33 protein-coding genes are annotated in these 23,022 nt (G+C 65.0%); 23 read left to right on the forward strand and 10 right to left on the reverse strand.

Going from position 1 to position 23,022, the window contains the following annotated elements; translation table 11 throughout:
* Window positions 1-2: 2 nt before the first annotated feature.
* Window positions 3-284, forward strand: a complete 282-nt coding sequence (locus tag A7B18_RS09075) for a hypothetical protein (protein WP_146009495.1) — start codon at window positions 3-5, stop codon at window positions 282-284.
* A 12-nt stretch (window positions 285-296) separates the two neighbouring features.
* On the opposite strand, the gene A7B18_RS09080 is transcribed toward A7B18_RS09075, so the two are convergent.
* Window positions 297-1,067 carry a DsbA family oxidoreductase gene (locus A7B18_RS09080; RefSeq protein WP_102126376.1) on the reverse strand — a complete coding sequence of 257 codons (771 nt, stop codon included), beginning with the start codon at window positions 1,065-1,067 and terminating at the stop codon, window positions 297-299.
* Window positions 1,068-1,197: 130 nt separating this feature from the next.
* Between A7B18_RS09080 and msrB the strand changes: the two genes are divergently transcribed.
* Window positions 1,198-1,665 carry a peptide-methionine (R)-S-oxide reductase MsrB gene (gene msrB, locus A7B18_RS09085; protein WP_102126377.1) on the forward strand — a complete coding sequence of 156 codons (468 nt, stop codon included), beginning with the start codon at window positions 1,198-1,200 and terminating at the stop codon, window positions 1,663-1,665.
* A 57-nt stretch (window positions 1,666-1,722) separates the two neighbouring features.
* On the opposite strand, the gene A7B18_RS09090 is transcribed toward msrB, so the two are convergent.
* Window positions 1,723-2,118, reverse strand: a complete 396-nt coding sequence (locus A7B18_RS09090; RefSeq protein WP_102126378.1) for an excalibur calcium-binding domain-containing protein — start codon at window positions 2,116-2,118, stop codon at window positions 1,723-1,725.
* 125 nt (window positions 2,119-2,243) lie between these two features.
* On the reverse strand, window positions 2,244-2,432 hold the full coding sequence (locus tag A7B18_RS09095; protein WP_102126379.1) for a hypothetical protein: 189 nt from the start codon (window positions 2,430-2,432) through the stop codon (window positions 2,244-2,246).
* 98 nt (window positions 2,433-2,530) lie between these two features.
* On the opposite strand from A7B18_RS09095, the gene A7B18_RS09100 reads away from it, so the two are divergent.
* On the forward strand, window positions 2,531-3,238 hold the full coding sequence (locus A7B18_RS09100) for an alpha/beta hydrolase (protein WP_245872807.1): 708 nt from the start codon (window positions 2,531-2,533) through the stop codon (window positions 3,236-3,238).
* A 9-nt stretch (window positions 3,239-3,247) separates the two neighbouring features.
* A complete protein-coding gene (locus tag A7B18_RS21925; protein WP_180970083.1) occupies window positions 3,248-3,640 on the forward strand; it encodes a CopG family ribbon-helix-helix protein in 393 nt (130 codons plus the stop codon).
* 59 nt (window positions 3,641-3,699) lie between these two features.
* Here A7B18_RS21925 and vapC read toward each other — a convergent pair whose 3' ends face one another.
* Together vapC and A7B18_RS09115 are read right to left on the reverse strand one after the other, a co-directional pair.
* On the reverse strand, window positions 3,700-4,101 hold the full coding sequence (gene vapC, locus A7B18_RS09110; RefSeq protein ID WP_102126380.1) for a type II toxin-antitoxin system VapC family toxin: 402 nt from the start codon (window positions 4,099-4,101) through the stop codon (window positions 3,700-3,702).
* Window positions 4,098-4,307: a type II toxin-antitoxin system VapB family antitoxin gene (locus A7B18_RS09115; RefSeq protein WP_102126381.1), complete on the reverse strand. Its 210-nt coding sequence runs from the start codon at window positions 4,305-4,307 to the stop codon at window positions 4,098-4,100. Before A7B18_RS09115 ends, vapC begins: the two co-directional genes overlap by 4 nt.
* 157 nt (window positions 4,308-4,464) lie before the next feature.
* Here A7B18_RS09115 and A7B18_RS09120 point away from each other — a divergent pair, with 157 nt between their 5' ends.
* Both A7B18_RS09120 and A7B18_RS09125 read left to right on the forward strand, forming a co-directional pair.
* Window positions 4,465-4,719 (forward strand): ribbon-helix-helix domain-containing protein, encoded by a 255-nt coding sequence (locus A7B18_RS09120; RefSeq protein ID WP_102126382.1) that lies wholly within the window; start codon window positions 4,465-4,467, stop codon window positions 4,717-4,719.
* Window positions 4,710-5,057 carry a type II toxin-antitoxin system PemK/MazF family toxin gene (locus A7B18_RS09125; protein WP_102126383.1) on the forward strand — a complete coding sequence of 116 codons (348 nt, stop codon included), beginning with the start codon at window positions 4,710-4,712 and terminating at the stop codon, window positions 5,055-5,057. Before A7B18_RS09120 ends, A7B18_RS09125 begins: the two co-directional genes overlap by 10 nt.
* A gap of 88 nt (window positions 5,058-5,145) precedes the next feature.
* On the opposite strand, the gene A7B18_RS21345 is transcribed toward A7B18_RS09125, so the two are convergent.
* The 4 genes from A7B18_RS21345 to A7B18_RS21355 all read right to left on the reverse strand — a co-directional run bounded on the left by A7B18_RS21345 (window position 5,146) and on the right by A7B18_RS21355 (window position 10,817).
* A complete protein-coding gene (locus tag A7B18_RS21345; RefSeq protein ID WP_146009496.1) occupies window positions 5,146-5,925 on the reverse strand; it encodes a hypothetical protein in 780 nt (259 codons plus the stop codon).
* Window positions 5,925-7,022, reverse strand: coding sequence for a hypothetical protein (locus A7B18_RS21350; protein ID WP_146009497.1), 1,098 nt, complete (start codon window positions 7,020-7,022; stop codon window positions 5,925-5,927). Before A7B18_RS21350 ends, A7B18_RS21345 begins: the two co-directional genes overlap by 1 nt.
* Before the next feature lie 198 nt (window positions 7,023-7,220).
* The gene (gene carB / locus A7B18_RS09130) at window positions 7,221-10,292 is read right to left on the reverse strand and encodes a carbamoyl-phosphate synthase large subunit (RefSeq protein WP_102126384.1); all 3,072 of its coding nucleotides are present in this window, start codon (window positions 10,290-10,292) and stop codon (window positions 7,221-7,223) included.
* 75 nt (window positions 10,293-10,367) lie between these two features.
* The gene (locus A7B18_RS21355; protein WP_146009498.1) at window positions 10,368-10,817 is read right to left on the reverse strand and encodes a hypothetical protein; all 450 of its coding nucleotides are present in this window, start codon (window positions 10,815-10,817) and stop codon (window positions 10,368-10,370) included.
* Between A7B18_RS21355 and A7B18_RS22865 the strand changes: the two genes are divergently transcribed.
* From A7B18_RS22865 to A7B18_RS09145, 3 genes are read left to right on the forward strand one after another with little or no spacing between them, the layout of a single operon-like run.
* Entirely contained in the window at window positions 10,787-11,020 is a 234-nt protein-coding gene (locus A7B18_RS22865) for a DUF433 domain-containing protein (RefSeq protein ID WP_281260157.1), read from the forward strand. The genes A7B18_RS21355 and A7B18_RS22865 overlap by 31 nt on opposite strands.
* A gap of 39 nt (window positions 11,021-11,059) precedes the next feature.
* Window positions 11,060-11,359: a hypothetical protein gene (locus A7B18_RS09140; protein WP_102126386.1), complete on the forward strand. Its 300-nt coding sequence runs from the start codon at window positions 11,060-11,062 to the stop codon at window positions 11,357-11,359.
* Complete coding sequence (locus A7B18_RS09145) at window positions 11,356-11,802, forward strand: PIN domain-containing protein (RefSeq protein ID WP_102126387.1); 447 nt, start codon at window positions 11,356-11,358, stop codon at window positions 11,800-11,802. Before A7B18_RS09140 ends, A7B18_RS09145 begins: the two co-directional genes overlap by 4 nt.
* On the opposite strand, the gene A7B18_RS09150 is transcribed toward A7B18_RS09145, so the two are convergent.
* Entirely contained in the window at window positions 11,791-12,405 is a 615-nt protein-coding gene (locus A7B18_RS09150; protein ID WP_102126388.1) for a LysE/ArgO family amino acid transporter, read from the reverse strand. The two genes, A7B18_RS09145 and A7B18_RS09150, sit on opposite strands and share 12 nt — an antisense overlap.
* A 146-nt stretch (window positions 12,406-12,551) precedes the next feature.
* On the opposite strand from A7B18_RS09150, the gene A7B18_RS09155 reads away from it, so the two are divergent.
* The 14 genes from A7B18_RS09155 to carA all read left to right on the forward strand — a co-directional run bounded on the left by A7B18_RS09155 (window position 12,552) and on the right by carA (window position 22,908).
* Window positions 12,552-13,679: a pyridoxal phosphate-dependent aminotransferase gene (locus A7B18_RS09155; RefSeq protein WP_102126389.1), complete on the forward strand. Its 1,128-nt coding sequence runs from the start codon at window positions 12,552-12,554 to the stop codon at window positions 13,677-13,679.
* Between the two features lie 53 nt (window positions 13,680-13,732).
* Entirely contained in the window at window positions 13,733-14,206 is a 474-nt protein-coding gene (locus tag A7B18_RS09160; protein WP_102126390.1) for a hypothetical protein, read from the forward strand.
* 285 nt (window positions 14,207-14,491) lie between these two features.
* Complete coding sequence (locus tag A7B18_RS09165; protein ID WP_102126391.1) at window positions 14,492-15,718, forward strand: argininosuccinate synthase; 1,227 nt, start codon at window positions 14,492-14,494, stop codon at window positions 15,716-15,718.
* Between the two features lies 1 nt (window position 15,719).
* The gene (locus tag A7B18_RS21360) at window positions 15,720-16,139 is read left to right on the forward strand and encodes a hypothetical protein (RefSeq protein ID WP_146009499.1); all 420 of its coding nucleotides are present in this window, start codon (window positions 15,720-15,722) and stop codon (window positions 16,137-16,139) included.
* The gene (locus A7B18_RS09170; protein WP_102126392.1) at window positions 16,136-16,603 is read left to right on the forward strand and encodes a GNAT family N-acetyltransferase; all 468 of its coding nucleotides are present in this window, start codon (window positions 16,136-16,138) and stop codon (window positions 16,601-16,603) included. Before A7B18_RS21360 ends, A7B18_RS09170 begins: the two co-directional genes overlap by 4 nt.
* Window positions 16,600-17,064 carry a GNAT family N-acetyltransferase gene (locus A7B18_RS09175; protein ID WP_102126393.1) on the forward strand — a complete coding sequence of 155 codons (465 nt, stop codon included), beginning with the start codon at window positions 16,600-16,602 and terminating at the stop codon, window positions 17,062-17,064. Before A7B18_RS09170 ends, A7B18_RS09175 begins: the two co-directional genes overlap by 4 nt.
* Window positions 17,061-17,240, forward strand: a complete 180-nt coding sequence (locus A7B18_RS09180) for a hypothetical protein (protein WP_102126394.1) — start codon at window positions 17,061-17,063, stop codon at window positions 17,238-17,240. The genes A7B18_RS09175 and A7B18_RS09180 overlap by 4 nt, the downstream gene beginning before the upstream one ends.
* A 22-nt stretch (window positions 17,241-17,262) precedes the next feature.
* Window positions 17,263-18,672 carry an argininosuccinate lyase gene (gene argH, locus A7B18_RS09185; protein WP_102126395.1) on the forward strand — a complete coding sequence of 470 codons (1,410 nt, stop codon included), beginning with the start codon at window positions 17,263-17,265 and terminating at the stop codon, window positions 18,670-18,672.
* Entirely contained in the window at window positions 18,669-19,157 is a 489-nt protein-coding gene (locus A7B18_RS09190) for an HIT family protein (protein WP_102126396.1), read from the forward strand. Before argH ends, A7B18_RS09190 begins: the two co-directional genes overlap by 4 nt.
* Entirely contained in the window at window positions 19,154-19,660 is a 507-nt protein-coding gene (locus A7B18_RS09195) for a GNAT family N-acetyltransferase (RefSeq protein WP_102126397.1), read from the forward strand. The genes A7B18_RS09190 and A7B18_RS09195 overlap by 4 nt, the downstream gene beginning before the upstream one ends.
* Before the next feature lie 104 nt (window positions 19,661-19,764).
* Window positions 19,765-20,235 (forward strand): GNAT family N-acetyltransferase, encoded by a 471-nt coding sequence (locus tag A7B18_RS09200; RefSeq protein WP_102126398.1) that lies wholly within the window; start codon window positions 19,765-19,767, stop codon window positions 20,233-20,235.
* Window positions 20,236-20,353: 118 nt separating this feature from the next.
* Window positions 20,354-20,884: an N-acetyltransferase gene (locus A7B18_RS09205; protein ID WP_102126399.1), complete on the forward strand. Its 531-nt coding sequence runs from the start codon at window positions 20,354-20,356 to the stop codon at window positions 20,882-20,884.
* 12 nt (window positions 20,885-20,896) lie between these two features.
* Window positions 20,897-21,577 (forward strand): hypothetical protein, encoded by a 681-nt coding sequence (locus A7B18_RS21365; RefSeq protein ID WP_146009500.1) that lies wholly within the window; start codon window positions 20,897-20,899, stop codon window positions 21,575-21,577.
* 146 nt (window positions 21,578-21,723) lie between these two features.
* Window positions 21,724-22,908: a glutamine-hydrolyzing carbamoyl-phosphate synthase small subunit gene (carA, locus tag A7B18_RS09210; RefSeq protein WP_102126400.1), complete on the forward strand. Its 1,185-nt coding sequence runs from the start codon at window positions 21,724-21,726 to the stop codon at window positions 22,906-22,908.
* The last annotated feature ends 114 nt before the right edge of the window (window positions 22,909-23,022 follow it).

Consider the following 23,022-nt stretch of genomic DNA (forward strand, 5'->3'; position numbering starts at 1 on the left):
GGGTGCTGCTGCTGTTCCCTCTGGCCGCTCTACTGGTGCTGGCCTGGGCACAAAGGCAAGACCCGCTCGACCTGTGGGTAGCGGCGGGTCTGATCGGTCTGGGCCTGGGGCTAGGTTTCCTGCCGGGGGGTGGGAGTCGAAGGCGCCTGGGGCTGAGCGTCGTCTTCGGCCAAGTCCTCGCCGTGACCCTGCTGGGGGTGCGGAAGCCGGGGGTGACGTTGGGGTTCGCCGCCGCGCTCGTCGTCACCGAACTCGCCGTCGGGCGGCTGTTCGGCAGGCGCTAACTCAGACTGGCCTCAGCCGCGCGTCACCGCCGCGTCCCGCTCGGGCACCGCGCACTGGCCGTCCTCGCAGGCTTCCGCAGACGTTCCTTCGCCGAGCAGGGTCAGGGGTGCGGGATGCGTCTCCGCCCACACCTGCTCCAGCGCCCCGCGCAGCACCTCGGGCGACTGGGCACCGCTCACCCCGTACTTGCCGCCCAGCACGAAGAAGGGCACGCCGCTGATCCCGAGCGCGTGGGCCTGCGCCTCGTCCTGCCGGACCGCCTCGGCGTACTGGCCGCCCGAGAGCGCCGCGCGCACCTCCGCCGCGTCCAGGCCGACTTCCGTCCCCAGCCGCACGAGCACTTCCCGGTCGCCCAGGAACTCGCCCTCGGTGAAAAAGGCGCGCAGCAGGCGTTCCTTCATGGCGTCCTGCAAGCCTTTCTCCGCGGCGAGGTGGATGAGCCCGTGGGCCTCGAAGGTGTTCGCGGGCTGCAAGTTCTCGAAGTGGTACTCCAGGCCCTCGCCCGCCGCCGTCTGGGTCATGGAGTCGAGCATCTGCTGCGCCCGCGCCTCGCCGCCCCCGTACTTGCCCGCGAGGATGGCCTTCATGGACTGCCCGCGCTGGGGTGGGGCCGAGGGGTCCAGCTCGAAGGAGTGCCACACGACCTCCACCCGGTCACGGTGGGGGAAGTCCGCCAGGGCCGTCTCGAAGCGCCGCTTGCCGACGTAGCACCACGGGCAGGCGATGTCCGACCAGATGTCGACGCGCAGCTTGTCCGGGGAGGAGGGAGTGAAGAGGGTCATGCGGCTATTGTGCCCTACTTTAAAAAGCAAAGCAAGGAATGGGAGCACGATCCGCCGGGGCAGGGAGGGGTCGGTTGGAGCAAAACCGAGGTCCTATTCCCAGCCGCCCTCCCCCTCCTACACTCGCCCCATGACCTCCAACCCCGCCCGGTCTCCCTTCGTCAAGCCCAGCGACGACGAGCTGCGCCAGCGTCTCACGCCCCAGCAGTACCGCGTGACCCAGCAGCAGGGCACCGAGCGGGCCTTCACGGGCGAGTACTGGGACCACACGGAGGACGGCATCTACGTGGACGTGGTGTCCGGCGAGCCCCTCTTCAGTTCGCTCGACAAGTACGACGCCGGGTGCGGCTGGCCGTCCTTCACCCGGCCCCTCTCCTCCGCCCGCCTGAGCGAGAACACCGACTACAAGATCGGCTACGCGCGCACCGAGGTCCGCTCCGGGCAGGCCGACTCGCACCTCGGGCACGTCTTCCCGGACGGCCCGCAGGAGCACGGCGGCCTGCGCTACTGCATCAACTCGGCGGCGTTGAGGTTCGTGCCCGTGGAGCGGCTGGAGGAGGAAGGGTACGGGGAGTCCCTGGGACTTTTCCAGAAGTAAGAGCGAGAAAGGAGGAGGCCGCCCACACGTTCGGGGCGGCCTCCTGACCTTGGGCCGTTACTCGCCGTTCTCGCAGGCCACACCGTTTCCGTTGCGGTCGAGCGCGGTGCGGTAACCGGGCTTGCCCAGCCGCACCGGAGCCGCGTTCGCCGCCCGCATCGCCGCGCAGGAGCGGTAGTACACGGCGCCCGGCCCGGTCAGCCGCGCGCTTCCGGTGACGGGCCGCACGAAGGACCGCGCCACGTACCCCGCCTGCCCCGCGTACGTGGTGCGGCACCACTGACCCTGACAAGCAACCAGCAGCAGCGTGTTGCCCGGAACGACGCCCAGAATTCTTCCCGTCTCGCTCGGCGCCCGGCGCAGGTTGACGGGGGTGGTCGTCAGCGCGGTCGCCGCCTCCGACACCCCGAGCAGCGTGACGGAGAGGGCCAGCAGCAAAGCGAGATGGCGCATTGGCGGAGCATAGCAGGCGGGAACGCGACGCGCGAAAGGCCAGGGCTCGTCTCCCCACCCCGGCTGAACAAGGCGAGCGGGCCGCCCATGCAACCTCCGGTGCGGCCCGCTCTCACGGAGCTGTCTCAGCTTTCCGTCGCCCCGGAGCGTGCGCCGCCGTCGGCCTCGTCGGTCGTCTCCGCACCCGTCTCGTTGTTGCCCGGCGTGCCCGTGCTGCCCGCTCCCCCGGCACTCGTCTTGCCCGTCTCCTGCTCGTGCTCCTGGCGCCGGGCGTAGGCTTCCTGCATCTGTTCGGCCTCGTTCTTGTCGTCCATGTGCCGAGCGTAGGAGGCGGTCCTGGGGGCGAGGTGTGCGCCCTCCCAACCCCGCCTTCACCCATCCCTTCCCGGCGGGAGCACACAATGCGCGGGACATGACGGGAAGACGAAGGAGCGAAGAGGCCAGCCACCTGACCGCGCGCCCTGGCGGGGTGACCCAGATGCCGTCCGAGCGGGGCCTGCAACCGCTGAGCCTGGGAGACCGCCGAGACGGCCTGCTCTACGTGCCCACCACCCACCCGCTCCCCGGTCCGCGCCCGCTGCTGGTGCTGCTCCACGGCGCGGGCGGCGAGGCCAGCCACAGCATCGCCGCCTTCACCGCCGCCGCCGAGGCGCGCGGCCTGCTGCTGCTCGCGCCTGACTCGCGTGGCGGCACCTGGGACGTGATTCTGGGCGGTTACGGTCCCGACGTGGCGTTCATCGACCGCGCCCTCGCCCACATCTTCGCGCGGTATCCGGTGGACCCGGCGCGGGTCGTGCTCGACGGCTTCTCGGACGGCGCCTCCTACGCCCTGTCCCTGGGGCTGGGCAACGGCGACCTGTTCACGCACCTGATGGCCTTTGCCCCCGGCTTCATGGCCCCCGCCGCGCAGGTCGGCGCCCCCCGCATCTTCGTCGCGCACGGCGACGGGGACCGCGTGCTTCCCATCGACCGCTGTAGCCGCGTGATCGTGCCGCAACTCCGGGGGGCCGGGTACGACGTGACCTACCGCGAGTTCCACGGGGGGCACACGGTCCCGCGCGAGGTGGTGGAGGAGGCGCTGGAGTGGCTGGAGGGGAGGGCGCCCGCTCACCCCTCGTAGGATGGGGACATGACGGGCGACAAGGCCAGGCGAGTGACGGTGACCCTCCCCGCCGCGCTCGTCCTTGACCTGGACGAGTACCGGCAGACCCACGGCCTCGCCAGCCGAAGCGAGGCTGTGGCCCACGCTGTCCGGGCACTGCACGAGAAAGAGCTTCTGGAGGGGGCTAACGAGAACGAGCGTCCTGCTGTTGAGCGTGCCCTGCGGCTGCTGGGTGGAAGTCCGCTGGGGTTGAAGGCCAAGGGCTCAGCTAAGCCCGTTCCCGTGAGTGGGCCTCCCATTGAGGACCTTCTGCCGGACTTGCGGGGGCCGTCGCTTGCGGACGAGGAAGAGGACTTGGCCGAGCGCCAAGCCCTTGCGCGTGAGATCACGGAAATGGGGCAAGAGATCGATCCCTACTGATTCCTACGCCCCCACACTGCTTCACCCAGCGACTACGCCCACAGTTCTCCGTGCCAGGACTAAACCTTCACCAACTCCAACGGGATGTGCTCGGCATACCGCTGGAAATCCTTGTCCTTCGTGAGAAGTGGGAGCCCCCAGGTCACGCTACAGGCCGCGATCAGGAAGTCGGTGCTGCTCCCCTGAATGCCCCTGCTCTGGCAGGTGTTGAAGAACTCCGCCGCCAACTCGTATTCAAGGAAGGACGCCTCCCGGTCTGGAAGGGCCCGCAAGTCCTGGCGGATTCGCTCGAAAACCTCCTGCCTCCGTAGACCCTGCAACACCTCTTGCCGGATGCAGCCGAGCATCTGGACGCGACCCTCGCGGATCAGCTCCCTCAGCAGCCGCAATTCCGGGGAGGGGTCGCCCATCTGCTTCCTGAAGGCTTCGGACCAGACATTGCTGTCAACAATGACCCTCACGAACGCTTCCGCTGCGCCCGCATTTCTTCGTCAGTCATCATGTCTGCCGGGTCCACCGTCCCGAACAGGTCCAGAATTTTGAGCTGTTCGCGGCGCTGGATGTACTCGGCCAGCGCCTCGTTGACCGTCTCGCGCTTGGTGCGTCGGCCACCGATCTCCAGCGCGCGCTCCAGCAGGTCGGGGTCGATTTGCAGGTTCGTCGCCATACCGGATAGTTACACAAATGTATGTGTAGGGTCGTGAGGGGAGGTTGGCGGGAGGCGGGCTGTTCTCGACGCCTCAGCCAGCCCAGCCCTACCCCTCCGTCCGTAGCTGCGACCAGCTCTGCTGCGTCTGAGCCAGTATGCATGTTAGTATGAATATATGACACACGGAACTGCGCAACGTGTGACGGTCAGCCTGTCACCGCACCTTGCCCGTTATCTCGATGAGTACCAGAAGATGCACAAGCTCGCCAGCAGAAGCGAGGCCGTTGCCGAGGCCATTCAGGCCCTGCGCGAGAAGCAACTGGCCGAGGAATACGCGCAGATGGCGCGCGACAACGACCCCCTCTACGACGTTGTTCTCGCCGACCTCAGGGACGGGCTGGAGGAGAGCGACGGCAGCGAGTGGCGGTAGGGTTGATTCGCCGGGGTGACATTCTATTGGTGAACTTCGCTCCCGCCCGCGAAGGCGAAGCGAACTACACCCGCCCTGCCGTCGTGGTGACCAACAACGCCGCCAACGCCAATGCCCCGGTGCTGATGGTCGTCCCACTGACGACCAATCTGGAGCGGCTGTACTCCATTCACCTGTTGCTGCCGCATCAACGCACCGGGCTCAACGAGGACAGCAAGGCCCAGCCGGAGGCCATGAGGGCCATCTCGCTGAGCCGCGTTCTTCGCCGCCTCGGTCACGTTCCCGAAGACCTGATGGAGCAATTGAACGAGCGAATCAGACTTCACCTTGCTCTGTAGGCCCGACTGCCCCCACCCCGCACAGCCCAACCCCACCGTCTGGGGCTGCGGCCCGTGCCGGGGCGAGGAAGAAGTAAATAGTTGCAGATTAGTTCCAATTAAATTCAAGAGGAATATTTTTCTCTACATAGATCATTCCCTTCGAGGTCAATTTAGACGAAGAACCTTCCCTATGTGTTAGTGCCTCTTTGGATAGAGGTTCTAAGAAATCTGTTTTGTAGCGAGATGAGTTGGAGTAACCCGTCCATTTCTGTAAATCTCGGTCTTGAACCCATTGCGGATATTTGGAGTATAGAATTAAGAGAGTCTTATCTCTATAACCCAAACTAGTGTCTAGTATTTTAATAAAGCCTTCAATATTTTCTATTATAGGTACATGTTGGTAACTAAGGCTCTTTATTAACATAGAAGCATCATTTATATCCATTTTGGCATAGACTCTAATAAGCTCACACAAAATCCATGTGGAGCTTTGTGTTATTAGGAGGGCATCCTGATAGTTTGGATCAATATTTTTTGCTAGGTGAGCTACGTTTCTTTTATTCCTGACACCCATGATTACGCGACACAGTTTAGCCGCAAAAAATCTAAAAAACTCATCTTGACTACCGTCATTTTCAAATCTATTTATGGTCGTTTCTGTATATTTCAATTGCTGTCCAATTGGTGTATAGGTGCCGGACATAAGGTACTCAAACATTCTTACCAGGACTTCTCCAAATCTGCCGCCACTTAGCTCCGTGGGAGAGAATTGTCCCAACTGAAATGCTCTCTTGAGAGATATAAATTCGTCTACAAGGGCTATTGATAACTGTTCTGTAAGTGTTGTCTTTAAGGAATCGACTATGTTCTGTCGTGAGATGTCCATTACAAGCTTACACCCCTATGAGTTAAAATCTTCTGCGCTGCTGTCTCCCCTGATTTTGTCAGGGAGAGCATTCCATTGCTCTTGAGGTGCAAATAACCCCCATCCCTTCCTCTGACTGCCTCATGGTAATTCTTGAATTCGGCACTAAACCCTTTTAAATTCTTCAGAATAGCATGCAAAACCTTTATATTGATTTCGCTCACTCCCTCTAGCCTTGATATTCCATATATAGCAATGGCCGTTATGTCTTTGTAAGAGGTTTCGCGGGCGTCAATTTGAGATATTTGAGGATACCTATCAAGTATAGAAGACACATAGCTTTTTTCCGCATCACCAAAAGGGATACTCTCTCTTCTCCTTGACTGGCCTCCCTTCTTGCCAGCAGTCATTTTTGCCCCAGTAGTAGAAGGATCGTCCAATTCTGATTGAATTCTCTCTAAATATTGATGGGCTTTATCCTTAGGTTCAAGCAAGCTTCCAGCGGGCACAAAATAATCCCCAACAACTGATGATACGTACTTTTTGAAATTATTTGGATCGTAGAAGCCGCTTTTGCGGGCGGCTGCCACTATTGTTTCCTGTGAGGGCTTCTCTCCGAAAAAAGTTTGATGGTCTAGTATGTATAAAAGGATGAACCTTCTCTGCTGCTCGCTCTGCGGAGTACCCTTAAGGTCGTCAAGGGTAGTGAAAAGACCGCCTTCATCATCCACTTTGAAGAGGATAAGTTCTGTCCCGTTTAGGGCGATTGGATTCTCGCGAGTGGGAATTGAATCAGCGTCATTAATGCCACCCTCTATCTTCTTTGGGGCGTCTAATGTTCTACTGGTTTGTGAAGGATTCTGCCTAAAAGTTCTTGGCCCTGAAAAAGATGTGCCGGGTCTTATAGTGCTACCACCAAGGAAGCCCGCTATTGTGGGTGCTACGCTCTCCAAGGCTTTATCAGAAAAACTAATTTTGATCTTACGTTTAGATTTTCCTACTGATTCGTTGTTTTCCTCGTCGAGTTCGTAGGTGTTCTGAACCGCTTGGCCTGACTGTTGAACGAGATCAGTTACTGACACTCCACAAGCGAGACACATATCTGTGTTCTCTTCCAAAGGTTCCCTACATGCAAGGCATCTAAATTGCCTACGGCAGTTCAGACAAAAGTTATGGTTATCCTTGTTTTGAAATCCACAGTACACACACTCTTGCATGTAGGCCTCCACTTCGCCGGTACTCGACCGCGTACCGCTACATATGGATATCATGAGAGATGGTGGAGAGGTGCTGGTTTTGCGATGCTATACCCCCTCCTACCAAACCCACTCCTGCAAGCTCCGCACCCCCAGTTCCCTCCCCTTCGCCGCCGCTATCGCCCTGGCCGTCCACTCGGCGCCTTCGCGGGTGCTGACGATGGGCTTGCCGCGTTCCAGGGCGGTGCGGAGGAGCGGTGAGGCGGTCACGTCGATAAGGAGGTCGGGCAACGTGTCGCCTTCCTGCTCGCGGATGACCCGCAGCCCCGCGCCCTCCAGCGTGGCGGCCACGTCATCCAGACCGTCCCCCAGGAGGAGCGCCGTGCCCGACAGTGGCAGGTTGCTCTTGGCCCCCAGCGCCGCGCGGTAGAAGGCGAGGTACGGGTCCGCGTCGATGCCCATGCTCTCGCCCGTGCTCTTCATCTCCGGGCCGAGGACGGGCAGCACCCCCTTGAACTTCAGGAAGGGCAGGTGCACCTCCTTGACCGAGTACATGGGGGGCGTGGGCGTCTCGGTGAAACCGATGTGCTCCAGCGTCTGCCCCACGGCGATGCGCGCGGCACTCTTGGCGAGCGGGTGGTTCACGGCCTTGGAGACGAAGGGCACGGTGCGGCTGGCCCGCGGATTGGCCTCCAGGATGTACGCGGTGCCGTCCTTCACCGCCCACTGCACGTTCATCAGGCCCCGCACACCCAGCTCCAGGGCGAGGCGTTCCGTGTCGGCCTTCACGTGGGCCATCAGTTCGGGGGAGAGGTTCACCGGGGGCAGCACGCACGCGGAGTCGCCCGAGTGGACCCCGGCGGCCTCGACGTGTTCCATGATCCCCGCCACGACCGCCCGCTCCCCGTCGCAGAGGGTGTCCACGTCGAGTTCCAGGGCACCTTCCAGAAACTGGTCGAGCAGGATGGACGGCTGCCCCTCGACGGCGGCGTACACCTCGTCCAGATAGGTCGTCAGCTCCTCCATGCTCCGCACCGTCCGCATCGCGCGGCCCCCCAGCACGTAGGAGGGCCGGGCCATGAGGGGGAAACCCAGTTCGGCGGCGAGTTCGCGGGCCTGCGCGGGCGTCTCGGCCACCTTGCCCTTCGGCTGCGGCAGCCCCAGCCGCTCGCACAGGGCGTTGAAGGAGGCGCGGTCCTCCGCCTCGTGGATCGTCGCCGGGGGGGTGCCGATGATGGGGGCGCCCGCGTCCGCCAGCCGCCGCGCGAGCTTGAGGGGCGTCTGCCCGCCGAGCTGCACGATCACGCCGACGGGCTTTTCGTGCTCGACGATGTTCATCACGTCCTCGAAGGTCAGCGGCTCGAAGTACAGGCGGTCGGCGGTGTCGTAGTCGGTGCTGACCGTCTCCGGGTTGGAGTTGACCATGATCGTCTCATAGCCTGCCTCCTGTAGCGCCCAGACGGCGTGGACGGTCGCGTAGTCGAACTCCACCCCCTGCCCGATGCGGTTGGGGCCGCTGCCCAGAATCACCACCTTGGGCTTGTCGGTCGGCGTCACCTCGTCCTCCCACTCGTAGGTCGAGTAGTGGTAGGGCGTGTACGCCTCGAACTCGGCGGCGCAGGTGTCCACCGTCTTGTAGACCGGTGTGGCCTTGGCGGCCTTGCGAAGCCCGCGCACCTCCAGCTCGCTCAGCCCCACGAGTTCGCCCAGCCGCGCGTCGGAGAAGCCCAGCCGCTTGACCTCACGCCAGATTTCGTACTTCCAGCCCCCGATGGGGCCTAGGTCCGCGATCTCCTTCTCGGCGTCCACGATCTCCTGAAGCTGCCCCAGGAACCAGCGGTCGATCTTCGTCGCGTCGTGGAGGGCCGCCACGCCCTCGCCCCGCCGCAGCAGTTCGAGCACGGCCTCGATACGCCTCGGGTTGCCGTACAGCAGGCCACGCAACTCGTCGTCGCTCATGGCCGCGAACGCCCCGCGCACATCCGACTCGATGCTCCGCAGCGCCTTCTGCACGCTCTCCTTGAAGGTGCGGCCAATCGCCATGACCTCGCCCACCGAGCGCATCTGGGTGCCCAGCGCGTCGGGCGTGCCGGGGAACTTCTCGAAGGCGAAGCGCGGAATCTTCGTCACCACGTAATCGATGCTCGGCTCGAAGGAGGCGGGCGTGGAGCGGGTGATGTCGTTCGGCAACTCGTCGAGGTGGTAGCCCACCGCGAGCAGGGCGGCGATCTTGGCGATGGGGAAGCCGGTCGCCTTGCTCGCCAGCGCACTGGAGCGGCTGACACGCGGGTTCATCTCGATCACGATGACGCGCCCGTTGCTGGGATCGACCGCGAACTGGATGTTGGAGCCGCCCGTGTCCACCCCGATCTCGCGGATGATGGCGAGGCTCTGGTCCCGCAGCCGCTGGTACTCCACGTCGCTGAGGGTCTGCGCCGGGGCCACCGTGATCGAGTCCCCGGTGTGCACGCCCATCGGGTCGAAGTTCTCGATGGAGGTGATGATGACCACCGTGTCGGCGTGGTCGCGCATGACCTCCAGCTCGTACTCCTTCCAGCCCAGGATGGATTCTTCGAGCAGCACCGAATGAACGGGCGAGTCGCGCAGTCCGCCCTCGGTAATCTTCAGGAAGTCCTCGTAGGTGTGCGCGATGCCGCCGCCCGTGCCGCCCAGCGTGAAGGAGGGCCGGATGACGATGGGGAGGCCGATTTCCTTCTGGTACTCCACGGCCTCCTCCATCGAATGCACCATCTTCCCCCGCGCCGTCTCCACGCCGATCTTCTTCATGGCGGCCTGGAACGCCTCGCGGTCCTCGCCCTTGTGGATGGCCTCGGCATTGGCGCCGATGAGTTCCACGCCGAACTCGGCGAGGGTCCCGTTGGCGTTGAGGTCCATCGCCAGGTTGAGGGCCGTCTGCCCGCCCAGGGTGGGGAGCAGGGCGTCGGGGCGCTCCTTCTCGATCACCTTGCGGACGAACTCGGGCGTCAGCGGCTCCAGGTAGGTGGCGTCGGCGAGGTCGGGGTCGGTCATGATCGTCGCCGGGTTGGAGTTCACCAGCACCAGCCGGTAGCCTTCTTTTTTCAGCGCCTTGAGCGCCTGCGTGCCCGAATAGTCGAACTCGGCGGCCTGCCCTATCTGGATGGGGCCGCTGCCGAGAATCAGGATGGTCTGGAGGTCAGTGCGCTTGGGCATTCCAGAAAGGGAGTATGGCACGGGGAGGGGAGAGGGGGGGTGAGCGGTGTGTATGAGTATGCAAGTGATGGTCTCTTACGCGCCGTTGAAGTATCCCCATTTGGCAAGAGCGACGGTTTGGAAGCTCCAGCCCTCCCGCCTGCGAGCAGACGAAACCTGGGATCGCCAGAGCGATAGCTCAAGGTCGGGAAAGGTGTAGGTGTGGCCGCCTTCTGTCTCTGGCGCTGGCGTGGCGTCTTGACCAATCCACTTCACGGCTTCTGCGGCGGCTAGCTCGAAAAGGTTGGAGCCCTTGTAAACGGCAGCTACCGTACCCCCTGCCGAAAGCTCAATGAACTCCACTGTGTCAGTAGAGTCGAAAGCTACCCGAAAATTTCGGCTCAAATAGTCCTCCTCTTGAGAGTTGCGGCCCTGCTGCATTTCCCCGAAGCCTGCCATAGCTTGCCGAGCCTCCTGGCGAGACATACCAAGTTTCACGGGGCCAACGCCTACGTGTGGAACCACTTGAAAAGCGTGAACTTGCATGTTCCCCATGCTACTGGTCATGCCCCCGCATCTACCCCAGCGGACGCCCCTGCATTCGCGGGATGCGGATTCGGGTGAGTGATGTGCTGGAGTTGCTGGGGGTAGGGGTGGACGAGATTCTGGGGGACTACCCGGATTTGGAGCGGGAGGATATTGAGGCGGTGCTGCTCTGGGACGCTGAGAGTAGCAAGTCTCCCTCTTAACTCTGGCTATACTGGTGTCCATTTCCTGGGAGGTCTGGTATGGCCGTGAAGCGGGTGGGGATCAAGGAGTTCAAGGACAGGGCGACGCAGCTTCTCGCCAGCGGGGAGCCGCTGGTGGTGGAGCGGCATGGGAAAACGATTGGCTATTACACACCGATCAAAGCCCCAGATCCCGTGGCCCTGCGGGAAGCGCAGAACGCCTTTAACGAGAAGATGGAGGAAGTCGCCCGGAAACTCGGCATCAGCGTTGAAGCTCTGGAAGACGAGTTGTTTGGTGCCCCCCCTCAGGAGGTGGCTGAGGAGAACACCAACGCTTCTCTCTCGGCAGGTCGGCTCTGAGACTTGTTCTCGATGCAAATATCGTCGTGGGAGAACTGCTGCGGCGGCGTGGTCAGGTGAGGTTCGAGGTCCTGGACGCCGAGTTGCTCATGACGCCCCGGGCCTCCAGAGAGGCGACCTACGAGCTGGAGCGGCGACTGGAGATCATGGCGACCCGAGCTGGTCTGAGTGAGGGCGGGCGGCAAGCCTGGCTCCTCACCGCGCTGAAGCTCCTCAGGAGGCGCGTGACGGTGATCCCGGAGGCCACCTTTGCCCCCTTCGAGTCCCAGGCCCGCCTCCGCATCCCCCGGGACCCCGACGACTGGCCCACCGTTGCCCTCGCGCTCGCCCTGAATGCAGAGGTTTGGACGGAGGATGGGGATTTCTTCGGCTGTGGGCTGGCAGTGTGGCGTACTGATGTGCTCTACGCGCACCTTGACGACTCGGCGGCCTCAGCCTCCTGAGAACACGCCCCGAATCAGACCCGCCGCAATCGTCCACATCACCACCCCGATCAGCACGTCCAGCACCTGCCACGCCCGGGGCGAGCGCATCAGCGGCGCGAGGCGGCCCGCGAGCAGGGCGAGGGCGAAAAACCACGTCCACGAGGCGAGGACCGTGCCGAGGAGGAAGGCGGTGCGCCCTGCACTCCCCAGCCCCGCGCTCGCCCCACCGATCAGGACCACCGTGTCGAGGATCGCGTGGGGATTGAGGAGGCTGAAGGCGGCAGCCGTGACGAGGATCGTGCCTGGGGTCTGCGCGGCCTGCCCCTCAGTCTGGAGTGTGCCCGGGTGCCGGGCCGACCGGAAGGACCGCCACCCGTACCACAGCAGAAAGCTCGCGCCCGCCAGCGTCCCGAGGGTCACCAGCGCCGGGGACCGCGCGAGGAGCGCCCCGACGCCGAGCACCCCGAAGGTGATCAACGCCGTATCCGCCAGCGAGCACGCGAGCGCCGCCAGCAAGCCATACCGCCGCGTCAACCCCTGCCGCAGCACGAAGGCGTTTTGCGGCCCGATGGCGACGATCAGCGAGAGGCCCAGCGTCAGGCCGCGCAGGAAGGGGGGCACGGGGGAGAGGATAGGCGGGTGACCCGCCGCGTGTGGAGTGTGGAGCGGACGTGCGGTGTTGTGTTTTCTGCTGTTCCTGCAAGCTACCGGCCCCCCTGTCTGACCCACTCCCCACGCCGCCGTCCGTGAGCGCCCAGACTGCCCCCATGCCAGAACTCCTGCCGCGTGCCCGGTCGTCTTCGGAGAGCGTGTTCGCGCATATGAGCCGCCTCGCGCTCAAGCACGGGGCCGTCAACTTGGGGCAGGGCTTTCCCTCCGACCCGCCGCCCGCCTTCCTGCTCGACGCGGCACGGCGGGCGGTGGGCACGGCGGACCAGTACTCCCCCCCGATTGGCCTGCCTGTCCTCCGGGACGCCATCGGCACCGACCTGGGGGTGGACGGCGCGGACGTGGTGGTGACCTCGGGGGCGACCGAGGCGCTCAGCGTCCTGGCGCTGGCCCTCTACGGCCCCGGCGACGAGGTGCTCATGCTGGAGCCCGTGTTCGACGTGTACGTGCCTCAGGCCCGCCTCGCGGGCGCCGTGCCCGTCACCGTGCCCATGCGCCTGACGGACGCGGAGGGCTGGACGCTCGACCTGGACGCCGTGAGAAGGGCCATCACCCCCCGCACCCGGGCGCTCCTTCTCAACAGCCCCTACAACCCCACCGGCACCGTCTTCTCACGGACCGAACTGGAAGTTCTCGTCGCCCTCGCGCGGGAGCACGACCTGTGGATCGTCAGCGACGAGGTGTACGACGAGCTTTATTTCGGAGAGCGGCCCACGGCCCTGCGTGACCTCGCCCCCGAGCGCACCTTCACGGTGGGGAGCGCGGGCAAGCGGCTGGAGGCGACGGGTTGGCGGGTGGGGTGGATCGCGTGCCCGCCGGGGCTGGCGCCCAACGTCGCGGCGATCCGGCAGGTGGGCTCCTTCTGCGCGCCCACGCCCCTTCAGGTGGCGGTGGCGGTGGCCCTGCCCGTCGCGCGGCGCACAGGGTTCTACGAGACCCTACGGGCCGAGTACGGGGAGCGGATGAGGCTCCTGGCGGAGGGCCTGCGGAGCCTGGGGGCCACCGTGTTCACCCCGAGCGGCACCTACTTTCTCACCCTGCGCCGTCCGGGCTGGAGCGCCGAGGCGCTGGTGGAGGAGGCGGGGGTGGCCGTGATTCCCGGGGACGCCTTCTTCGTGAACCACCCGGCGCCGGGTGGCCTGTTCCGGCTCGCCTTCTGCAAGTCGCGGGGGGAACTGGGGCGGGCGCTGGAGCGGCTGGAGCGGGCGGCGCGTGTGGGGGCCTAGATACTTTGTTTAGGCAGGACCACCCGGCGCGGCGGAAGTCGTACGCTTTTTCCATGAAAAAGGCCCTGTTCGGACTCCTGGCCCTCTCCGCCGTCTCGACCGCCGCCGCAGACTCGGTGGGCGGGTTCCTGGGTACCAGCTCCGGGCTGTACTACCGCCAGGACCTCACGGTCAACTCCAGCGTGCGCTACGCGCTGAACCTCGACGCCGTGAACCTCTTCCGCGGCGGATCGCTGGGTATTGGCGGCGACGTGGCCTACCTGGGCACGATTCGGAGTGGTGCGAACCTGGCGGGCTTCAACCCGTACTACGGCCTGGGCCTCGGGGCGAGCGTCTCGCTGGGCAGCAACAACGCCGTCGCCGTCTACCCCCACGGCCTGCTCGGCCTGGAGTACCAGGTCACCACGCCCCTGAGCGTCTTCGTCGAGGGCTCGCTGGGTCCCAGCCTCGCCATCGGCGACGGCGGCCTCGGCTTCAACTTCCTGGGCTTCGGCGCCCGCGTGGGCCTCAACTACAACTTCCGCTAGAACATGCCCGCCCTGCACCGCCCCCGGCCCGATGGCTGTGGGGCGGTTTTCGTCGGGCGGCCCCGTCCCGCCTGTCCAGACCCCGCCTTGACCCCCTCCCCCCCGGCTGCTACCCTCCCTGCATAGAGATACGCCTCAGCGTATATCCATACAGCCATGCAGACCCCCTCCCCCCGACGCTGACGCCCCGGCCCTTCCCCTGACGGAAGAGGCCGGGCGAGTCGCGCCGGGGGGACTCGTGCTGTCTTTTCAGCCACGCCCCGACTCCCTGGGAGACACTAAGACATGAGCAACCCCAAGATCGTCCTCGCGTACTCCGGCGGCCTCGACACCTCGATCATCCTCAAGTGGCTCCAGACCGAGCGCGGCTACGACGTGGTGGCCTTCACCGCCGACCTCGGGCAGGGCGACGAGGTGGAGGAGGCGCGCGTCAAGGCGCTGAACACGGGCGCGGTCGCCGCCTACGCGCTGGACCTGCGCGAGGAGTTCGTGCGCGACTACGTGTTCCCGATGTTCCGCTCCGCCGCCCTGTACGAGGGTTACTACCTCCTGGGCACCTCCATCGCCCGGCCCCTGATCGCCAAGAAGATGGTCGATATCGCGCAAAAGGAAGGGGCGGTCGCCGTCTCGCACGGGGCGACGGGCAAGGGCAACGATCAGGTGCGTTTCGAGATGACGGCTTACGCGCTCAAGCCCGACGTGGTGACGGTCGCCCCGTGGCGAGAGTGGGAGTTCCAGGGCCGCGCCGACCTCGAAGCCTTCGCCCGCGAACACGGCATCCCGGTGCCCACCACCCAGAAGGACCCCTGGAGCACCGACGCCAACCTCCTGCACATCTCCTACGAGGGCGGCATCCTGGAAGACCCCTGGGCCGAGCCGCCCGCCCACATGTTCAAGCTGACGGTGAGCCCCGAGGAGGCGCCCCTTGAACCCGAGTACGTCGAGGTCGAGTTCGAGAACGGCGACCCGGTGGCGATTGGTGGGGAACGGCTGACTCCTGCCGCCCTGCTGCAACGGGCGAACGAGATCGGCGGACGGCACGGGGTCGGGCGGGTGGACCTCGTGGAGAACCGCTTTGTCGGGATGAAGTCGCGCGGGGTGTACGAAACGCCGGGCGGCACGCTGCTCTACCACGCCCGCCGCGCGGTGGAGAGCCTAACCCTGGACCGCGAGGTGCTGCATCAGCGCGACGCCCTGGCCCCCAAGTACGCTGAACTCGTCTACAACGGCTTCTGGTTCGCCCCCGAGCGCGAGGCGCTTCAGGTCTACATCGATCACGTCGCCTCCAGCGTCACCGGCACCGCCCGGCTCAAGCTCTACAAGGGCAACTGCATCGTCGTGGGCCGCAAGGCCGAGCGCAGCCTGTACGACAAGGACCTCGTGTCCTTCGAGGCGGGCGGCGACTACAACCAGCACGACGCGGGGGCCTTCATCAAGCTGAACGCCCTCAGAATGCGGGTGCAGGCGCGGGTGGAGGCGAAGGCGGACAAGAGGGAAGTCGAGAAGGTCTGAGATGACGCCCGCCGTCAAGCCTCAGCGTGTCCCCGTTTTGGTGAAGTGGAGGGGGCGTCCCAGCCGTCACGTCTGCTTTGAATGCCGCAAGCAGTTTCGCAAGCCCCTGACTTTCCAGGCCGCCCGTTCGCCCTCCGGCAACCTGTTCAATGTGCATGGCCTTGGCATGGGCGCGGCAACTTATCCCTGTCCACAGTGCGGCCAACCTATGACTGTGATGGGGAAAAACTTCCGCGCTCCAGCTCAAGCCGATGCCGAGGGCTGGGAAGTCGCGCGGCGGCTGGCGGCAGCGGGATTTCGTCATGGGCACACGACGGGGCGGAAATATCCGACGCGCTTGAAGGATGTCAACGCATTTCTGGAAGAGAACATGCAACGCACGGACGGTGAAGAGTTACTGCGGAAGTGGGGGAAGAAATGACCCTCGCCCTCCGACCCGCCCTCCCCGCCGATGTGGAAATCATCCAGGCCCAGCGGGACGCGATGTTTCTCGACATGGGGTCTCCTGCCGAGCGGGTGGCCCAGGCTCACGCCGCCAGCCTGAAGTGGTTCCGGGAAGCTCTGGCGGGCGGCTCTTTCAGCGGCGTGCTGGCCGAGCAGGGCGGGCAGGTCGTGGGGGGCGCGGGCGTGATCTGGCAGAGCCTGCCGCCCAGCCCCCGCAGCCTGCCCGTGACGCGCGCCTACCTGCTGAACGTGTACGTGCAGCCGTCTGCCCGCGGGCAGGGGTTGGCGCGCCGGATGCTGCAACACCTGCTGGCCGAATGCGCCCGGCGCGGCGTGGAAACGGTCTCTCTGCACGCCTCCGAGGCGGGGCGGTCCGTTTACGAGGGGCTGGGCTTCACCCCCACGAACGAGCTGCGCCTGACCCTGGGGGAGACGCCGTGACCTTCACCCTGCGCCCCGCTCTCCCCGCCGACGCCCCCGTCTTCCACCCCGTGATGATGGCGGCGGGCATGGACCCGCGCTCCAGTTGGAGCCGCACCACCGTGGACGACGTGCGCTGGAGCCTGGGGCAGGGGGGCGGCTTCCTCGCCTTCATCGGGGAGGAAGCCGTGGGCTGCGTCGGCTGGAGACCGGACGGGCGGGAGACCCTGACCCTCAACAAGCTCTCCACCCGCCCCGAAGCCCGGGGGCGAGGCATCGGCGCCGCCCTCGTGCGTGCGGTGGAGGAGGTCGCCGCGCGGGACGGGTACGCCCGCGTCCTCCTCGCCGTCAGTCAGTACAACCTCGCCGTCTTGCCCTTCTACGAGCACCTGGGCTACCGGGTGGACGGGGGGGCGGTGTACGCGCACGCCAACCCGCACAGCCCGCCGCCGGTGGTGCTGGTGAAGGAAGTGGGGGGATGAGGGGCGTCAGCCTGACCCTGCTGCTTGGCCTCTTCGTTCTGGCCGCTCTGGGCCTGGCCGGTGTGCGGCTGAGGTGGCCGCCGCGCGCCCTGTGGCGTGGAGTGCTTGCCGCCGGTTCGGTGATGACGGTGCTGTACCTCGTTTGGGCGGTGTGGAAGACCTTCAGCTTGATCTAACTACCCTCCTCGTGGAGACCGAATGACCCACTCAACCCAAGACAAGAAACTCTGGGGCGGACGCTTCGCCGAAGCCACCGACGGCCTGGTGGAACTGTTCAACGCCTCCGTCCCCTTCGACCAGCGCCTCGCCGAGCAGGACATTCGCGGCTCGCTCGCCCACGTGGCGATGCTGGGGCAGGCCAGCATCCTGACGCCCGAAGAGGTAGCGCAGATTCAGGACGGGCTGAACGCCGTCCTTGCCGACATCCGCGCCGGGACCTTCGAGTGGAGGCTCGACCGCGAGGACGTGCACATGAATGTCGAGGCCGCCTTGCGCGACCGCATCGGCCCGGTGGCGGGCAAGCTCCACACGGCGCGCAGCCGCAACGATCAGGTGGCGGTGGACTTCCGGCTCTTCACCAAGGAGGCCGCACTCGATCTGGCCGGGAAGACCCGGGCGCTGCGGGCCGTCATGGTGGCGGAGGCGGACAGACACCTCACGTCGGCTGGGGGAGGGCCCGTCATCCTGCCCGGCTACACGCACCTTCAGGTCGCCCAGCCCATCCTCCTCTCGCACTGGTTCATGGCCTACGCCGCCATGCTGGAGCGCGACGAGGGCCGCTTCGAGGGCGCCGCCGAGCGGATGGACGAGTCGCCGCTGGGGTCCTCGGCGTTGGCCGGGACGCCGTGGCCCATCGACCGCCACGCCACCGCCGCCGCCCTCGGCTTCACGCGCCCCACCGCCAACAGCCTCGACGGGGTGGGGAGCCGGGACTTCGCGCTGGAGTTCCTCTCGGCCTGCGCGATTCTCGCCGCGCACCTCTCGCGCCTCTCCGAAGAACTGATCTTGTATTCGACCTTCGAGTTCGGCTTCCTGAGCCTGCCCGACTCGCACACCACCGGCTCCTCGATCATGCCCCAGAAGAAAAACCCCGACGTGGCCGAACTCGCGCGCGGCAAGGCGGGGCGCGTCTTCGGGAACCTGATGGGCCTGCTGACGGTGGTGAAGGGCACGCCGCTGGCCTACAACAAGGACCTTCAGGAGGACAAGGAAGGCGTTTTCGACTCCTACGACACCCTGAGCATCGTCCTGCGGCTGTACGCCGACATGCTGCCCAGGTCGGTGTGGCACGCGGACGTGACGAAAGCGGCGGCGGCACGCGGCTTCTCGACAGCGACGGATGTGGCCGACTTCCTGGCCCGGGAGGGCGTCCCCTTTCGCGAGGCGCACGAGGTCGTGGGCGGTCTGGTCGGCCTCGCCAGCCGTTCCGGGCGGCAACTGTGGGACCTGACCGATGAAGAACTGCGGGCGGCCCACCCCCTCCTGAGCGCTGAGGTCGCCCGCCGCCTCACCGTCGAGGAGAGCGTGCGGGGTCGGCGGAGCTACGGCGGCACGGCGCCCGAACGGGTGCGCGAGGCCGTGGACGCGGCGAAGGCGGCGCTGGAATGAGGGTCGTCGTGGACCTCGACGGCACCCTGCTCGCCAAGCGGGAGGCGGAGTGGGCGCACTGGCTCGCGCACCCGGGGGACAATCCGCAGATCACTCGCGCGGATTTTGGAGAGGGTGAGGTTCTTCTAGAAAACGACCTCTGTGTCTATACGCAAAGCTCGCGGTACTTCGAGGGCCTGCCCCACTCCGGCCTGATCGTCACCAAGCGGCCCTGCGCCACCGTCTTCGACCTCACCCCCGAGGAGGCCGCCGCCACCCACGCCCTGCTCGCCGAGGTCAAGGCGCACCTCGACGCCACCGTGAAGCCCGACGGGTACACGGTGGGCTGGAACGTCTTCCCGGCGGGGGGCCAGCACCTCCCCCACGTCCACCTGCACGTCATCCCCCGCTGGCATACGGACGCCTCGGCGGGGGCGGGCGTTCGTTACTTCCTCAAGGAGGCCGCGCGTCAGGCCCGGCCTCTTTCCCCGGGAGGGCACCCATGACCCTGGACCAAGGCACCCACGTCAAGCTCCGGCAGGCGGGGGGCGAGGCCGACCTCGACACCCTGCGCGACCTCATCCTGGCGGTGGGCCTGAGCAGCGAACGCGGCGCGATCACGGCGACCTTCCAGGGCTCGACGTACTGGATCGCCGACCTCGACGGGCGGCCCGCCGGGTGCATCGGCCTGGAACATGGGGAGGGGGCTTCTCTCATCCGCTCGGCCACCGTGCTGCCCCACGCGCGGCGGCAGGGGCTGGGGCGGGCGCTGGCGACGAGCGCGCTGACCCAGGCGACCCTGCGCGGCGACCGGGCGGTGTACCTGTTTTCGAGTGACGCGGGGCCCTTCTGGGAGCAGTTCGGCTTCACGCGGGTGGCGCCCGAGACGGTGGCCGCCGCCCTGCCGCAGACGCCCCAGGTTCGCAGCGGCGAGTGCCGGGGGTGGTTGAAAGACGAGGTGGGCTGGATGCGGGCCCTGGGTGCGCCGTCCTGGCCGGGGGGAGCCTGAAGTCATGGTGACCGAGCTGCGCTATGCTTCCTCCACGCACAATTCCGCCTCCCCGCAGGCCCGCGTGGGTCTTCGGAGGGGCGCCCCCCACGGAGGACTTTCCCATGACCGACCCCAATGTGAAGATCCGACTCGCTGGCCCCCAGGACAAGGAGACCGTCACCCGCGTGATGCAGGAGGCCGGGCTGGAGACGGAGGCGGCCCTCGCCGAGGGCACGACCTACTGGATCGCCACGCGCGGCGAACAACCCGTGGGCGCCATCGGCCTGGAACACGGGGACGGGGCCTCGCTGCTGCGCGGCGCGGCGGTGCTGCCGAATGTGCGCGGAACTGGGCTGGGCCGCCGCCTCGTGATGGGGGCCGTGCAGTACGCCCAGGGGCGGGGCGACCGGGCGATCTACATGTTCAGCAAGGGGGGCGACTGGAGCAACTTCGGCTTCCAGCAAGTCCCCCTCGCCGTGGTGATGGGCGAGCTGCCCGACACGCCCCAGATTCGTGCCTACCGCGCCCGCAGCGAGCGCCCCGGCGGCACGACCTGGATGCGTCCGCTCGACCGGGCGGCGAGCAAGGCGTAGGGGGGGAGGGAGACCGTGGACCGTGGATCGTAGGAAGGGCTGAACCTTTTCCCACGGTCCACCCTCCACGGTCCACGTTCCAGCCGAGCCTCGCGGGGCGGCGTGGCGGAGGGCGACCATGACCCTCCTCTCCCTCGACTCCATCGCCGTTCCCGACCTGCACCCGCAGGCGCCGCTGAGCACCCGCAAGGCCCGGCTGTCCGACATCGACGCCATCCACGAGCTGATCGGCTACTGGGCGGCGCGGGGCCTGATGCTGGTGCGCTCCAAGGCCCTGCTCGCCGAGACGATCCGCGACTTCCACCTCGTGCTCGCCGAGCCTCACGGGGGCAGGCCGGGCGGGCTGGCGGGGGTCTGCGGCCTGCACATGCTCGCGCCCGATCTGGCGGAGGTGCGCGGCCTCGCCATTCACCCCAACATGCAGGGGCGGGGGCTGGGCAAACAGCTCGTGGAGGCCTGCGAGGCCGAGGCGCGTGACATCGCCCTGCCCGCCCTCTTCGCGTGGACGTACCAGCAGGGCTTTTTCGAGAAGTGCGGCTTTACCCGGATCGAGAAGACGAACCTGCACCCGAAGGTGTGGAGCGAATGCCAGCGGTGCGCGTTCTTCGAGAACTGCAATGAGATAGCGATGTATAAGGAGCTGGGGTAAAGGAGGCTATACATGTGGCAACCAGAAACAGTTTTTCTTGTTGATTTTCAAGGCAAAGAGGAAGTTTGGACTCTAGGGTCGGGCTTCGAGTTAAAGGAAATCGGCAAAACCTTCGGCCCGGATAGTATAGTTGGACAACTTTTAGAGTATTCCAGTGAGGGTCAGAAGCTGGAGTGGGAGGGACCGGGTGGCAAAAAATTCTTTGCAGTCGTCAAAAGCATTGTTGGGGAGGAGTATCAGAAGACAACAGCCGAAATTGAAGGCGATTATCCGTTTGGACCTTTAGGAAATTACTCAAACTACGGGGCGACTAAAGCAGAAGGTCGTTCTAGGGATTTAATAATTAAGCAGGCAGAAGATTTTGAGGAAAACTACAGGAGGTTTGGAGACCCTTTTACTTGTCTAGAATCAGTCAAAAAGTTTCGTATAGCAAATATGCTTTTTAAAGCGCATTCTTTGGTTGACGAAATCTCGGGAGAAGGTAGGGTAAGTAAATATGCCAAAGCCTTGAAAGCAGCTCTGTTACTTGATGAAAATAAGAAAGAGGAGGCGAGTATTTTGCTTGGTGTGTTGCCCGAAGAGCCTGTAGTCCTAAGAATTAAAGCAAGGCACGCGAGTATGACTGGTAATTTCATTGCAGCTCAAGAGTACTGGCGTAGGGCTGAAAGTATGGGCAGTATAAATAGGAAATAGCAGAGCTGTCTATACTCATACAACCGTAGTGTTAGAACACTTGTATTCTGTCTTTTTTGTTACTCTCTATGGCCGAAGTCGATGGCTGAGAGCTGACAGCTCCCCCACCATGAAGCCCGGCCCGTGAGCCGGTATGGAGGCCCCCTATGATCCGAAAAGAACGCGCCATCCTCGCCCTCGAAGACGGCACCGTGTACCGGGGCTACGCCTTCGGGCACCGGGGCGAGACGGTCGGCGAGGTGGTGTTCAACACCTCCATGACGGGGTACCAGGAGATCATGACCGACCCCTCGTACAACGGGCAGATCGTGACCATCACCTACCCCCACGTCGGGAACTACGGGGTGGCGATCTACGACATGGAGAGCAACAAGCCCTACGTGCGCGGCTTCATCTCCCGCGAGTTCTCGGGTGACTACTCCAACCACCGCGCCCAGCAGTCGCTGGAGAGCTTCATGCAGCAGTACGGCGTGGTGAGCATCCAGGGCATCGACACCCGGGCGCTCGTGCGGCGGCTGCGGACGGGCGGCGTGGTCAAGGGCGTGATCGCGCACCGCTCGTACACCCACCCGGAGGACCCCTACGGCGAGTTCTCGCCCGCCGAGGAGCAGGTCTACGTGGGGCGCGCCCGTGACCACCAGGACATCGACGGGCACGACATGACGAGGGAAGTCACGACCTCCCTGCCCTACGCCTTCCCCACCCTGCGGCACGGCAAGCGCGTGGTGCTGATGGACTTCGGCATCAAGCACACCATCATCGAGCGGCTGGCGGAGGTCGGCATCGAGCCCATCGTCGTGCCCGCGCACACCACCCCGGCCCAGATCATGGCGCTCCAGCCGCACGGCCTCTTCCTGTCGAACGGCCCCGGTGACCCCGCGCCCCTAGAGTACGCGCACAAGACCGCCTGGGAGCTGATGGGCCTGCTGCCCACCTTCGGCATCTGCCTGGGGCACCAGATTCTGGGCCTCGCGGCGGGAGGGCGCACCTTCAAGATGAAGTTCGGGCACCGGGGCGGAAACCAGCCCGTCAAGAATCTGCTTACCGGGAACGTGGAGATCACCTCGCAAAACCACGGGTACGCGGTGGACATCGAGTCGATTCCGAACGGTGCCTTCGTCGCCACGCACGTCAACCTCAACGATCAGACGCTGGAGGGGATGGCGCACTCGCGCTACCCGGTCTTCTCGGTGCAGTACCACCCGGAGGCGAGCCCGGGGCCGCACGACAGCCGCTACCTCTTCGACCGCTTCATCGAGGAGATCGACGCCTTCGACGGGACGAGCGGCACGCCGGTGGAGAAGGCGACCGCGGGGCGGCTGGGCATCTGAGCGACCCCGTTTCTTGCCCATGAAGTGGATGACCGACGGCTGGAGAATCTCTCCGGTCGTCGGTTTTTGTTCAAGGCTCGGGACCTCGGATCGGCTGCACTCTGGGGAGGGCCG

Origin of the sequence: Deinococcus planocerae (genome assembly GCF_002869765.1) — a bacterium.
GTDB classification, from domain to species: Bacteria; Deinococcota; Deinococci; order Deinococcales; family Deinococcaceae; genus Deinococcus; species Deinococcus planocerae.

Bases quoted from the DNA above. Each gene is read 5' to 3' on its own strand.
- A7B18_RS09080 (WP_102126376.1), bottom strand. From the start codon at position 1,067: ATGACCCTCTTCACTCCCTCCTCCCCGGACAAGCTGCGCGTCGACATC.
- msrB (WP_102126377.1), top strand. From the start codon at position 1,198: ATGACCTCCAACCCCGCCCGGTCTCCCTTCGTCAAGCCCAGCGACGAC.
- A7B18_RS09090 (WP_102126378.1), bottom strand. From the start codon at position 2,118: ATGCGCCATCTCGCTTTGCTGCTGGCCCTCTCCGTCACGCTGCTCGGG.
- A7B18_RS09095 (WP_102126379.1), bottom strand. From the start codon at position 2,432: ATGGACGACAAGAACGAGGCCGAACAGATGCAGGAAGCCTACGCCCGG.
- A7B18_RS09100 (WP_245872807.1), top strand. From the start codon at position 2,531: ATGACGGGAAGACGAAGGAGCGAAGAGGCCAGCCACCTGACCGCGCGC.
- A7B18_RS21925 (WP_180970083.1), top strand. From the start codon at position 3,248: ATGACGGGCGACAAGGCCAGGCGAGTGACGGTGACCCTCCCCGCCGCG.
- A7B18_RS09115 (WP_102126381.1), bottom strand. From the start codon at position 4,307: ATGGCGACGAACCTGCAAATCGACCCCGACCTGCTGGAGCGCGCGCTG.
- A7B18_RS09120 (WP_102126382.1), top strand. From the start codon at position 4,465: ATGACACACGGAACTGCGCAACGTGTGACGGTCAGCCTGTCACCGCAC.
- A7B18_RS21345 (WP_146009496.1), bottom strand. From the start codon at position 5,925: ATGGACATCTCACGACAGAACATAGTCGATTCCTTAAAGACAACACTT.
- carB (WP_102126384.1), bottom strand. From the start codon at position 10,292: ATGCCCAAGCGCACTGACCTCCAGACCATCCTGATTCTCGGCAGCGGC.
- A7B18_RS21355 (WP_146009498.1), bottom strand. From the start codon at position 10,817: ATGCAAGTTCACGCTTTTCAAGTGGTTCCACACGTAGGCGTTGGCCCC.
- A7B18_RS09140 (WP_102126386.1), top strand. From the start codon at position 11,060: ATGGCCGTGAAGCGGGTGGGGATCAAGGAGTTCAAGGACAGGGCGACG.
- A7B18_RS09155 (WP_102126389.1), top strand. From the start codon at position 12,552: ATGCCAGAACTCCTGCCGCGTGCCCGGTCGTCTTCGGAGAGCGTGTTC.
- A7B18_RS09160 (WP_102126390.1), top strand. From the start codon at position 13,733: ATGAAAAAGGCCCTGTTCGGACTCCTGGCCCTCTCCGCCGTCTCGACC.
- A7B18_RS09165 (WP_102126391.1), top strand. From the start codon at position 14,492: ATGAGCAACCCCAAGATCGTCCTCGCGTACTCCGGCGGCCTCGACACC.
- A7B18_RS21360 (WP_146009499.1), top strand. From the start codon at position 15,720: ATGACGCCCGCCGTCAAGCCTCAGCGTGTCCCCGTTTTGGTGAAGTGG.
- A7B18_RS09170 (WP_102126392.1), top strand. From the start codon at position 16,136: ATGACCCTCGCCCTCCGACCCGCCCTCCCCGCCGATGTGGAAATCATC.
- A7B18_RS09180 (WP_102126394.1), top strand. From the start codon at position 17,061: ATGAGGGGCGTCAGCCTGACCCTGCTGCTTGGCCTCTTCGTTCTGGCC.
- argH (WP_102126395.1), top strand. From the start codon at position 17,263: ATGACCCACTCAACCCAAGACAAGAAACTCTGGGGCGGACGCTTCGCC.
- A7B18_RS09190 (WP_102126396.1), top strand. From the start codon at position 18,669: ATGAGGGTCGTCGTGGACCTCGACGGCACCCTGCTCGCCAAGCGGGAG.
- A7B18_RS09195 (WP_102126397.1), top strand. From the start codon at position 19,154: ATGACCCTGGACCAAGGCACCCACGTCAAGCTCCGGCAGGCGGGGGGC.
- A7B18_RS09200 (WP_102126398.1), top strand. From the start codon at position 19,765: ATGACCGACCCCAATGTGAAGATCCGACTCGCTGGCCCCCAGGACAAG.
- A7B18_RS09205 (WP_102126399.1), top strand. From the start codon at position 20,354: ATGACCCTCCTCTCCCTCGACTCCATCGCCGTTCCCGACCTGCACCCG.
- A7B18_RS21365 (WP_146009500.1), top strand. From the start codon at position 20,897: ATGTGGCAACCAGAAACAGTTTTTCTTGTTGATTTTCAAGGCAAAGAG.
- carA (WP_102126400.1), top strand. From the start codon at position 21,724: ATGATCCGAAAAGAACGCGCCATCCTCGCCCTCGAAGACGGCACCGTG.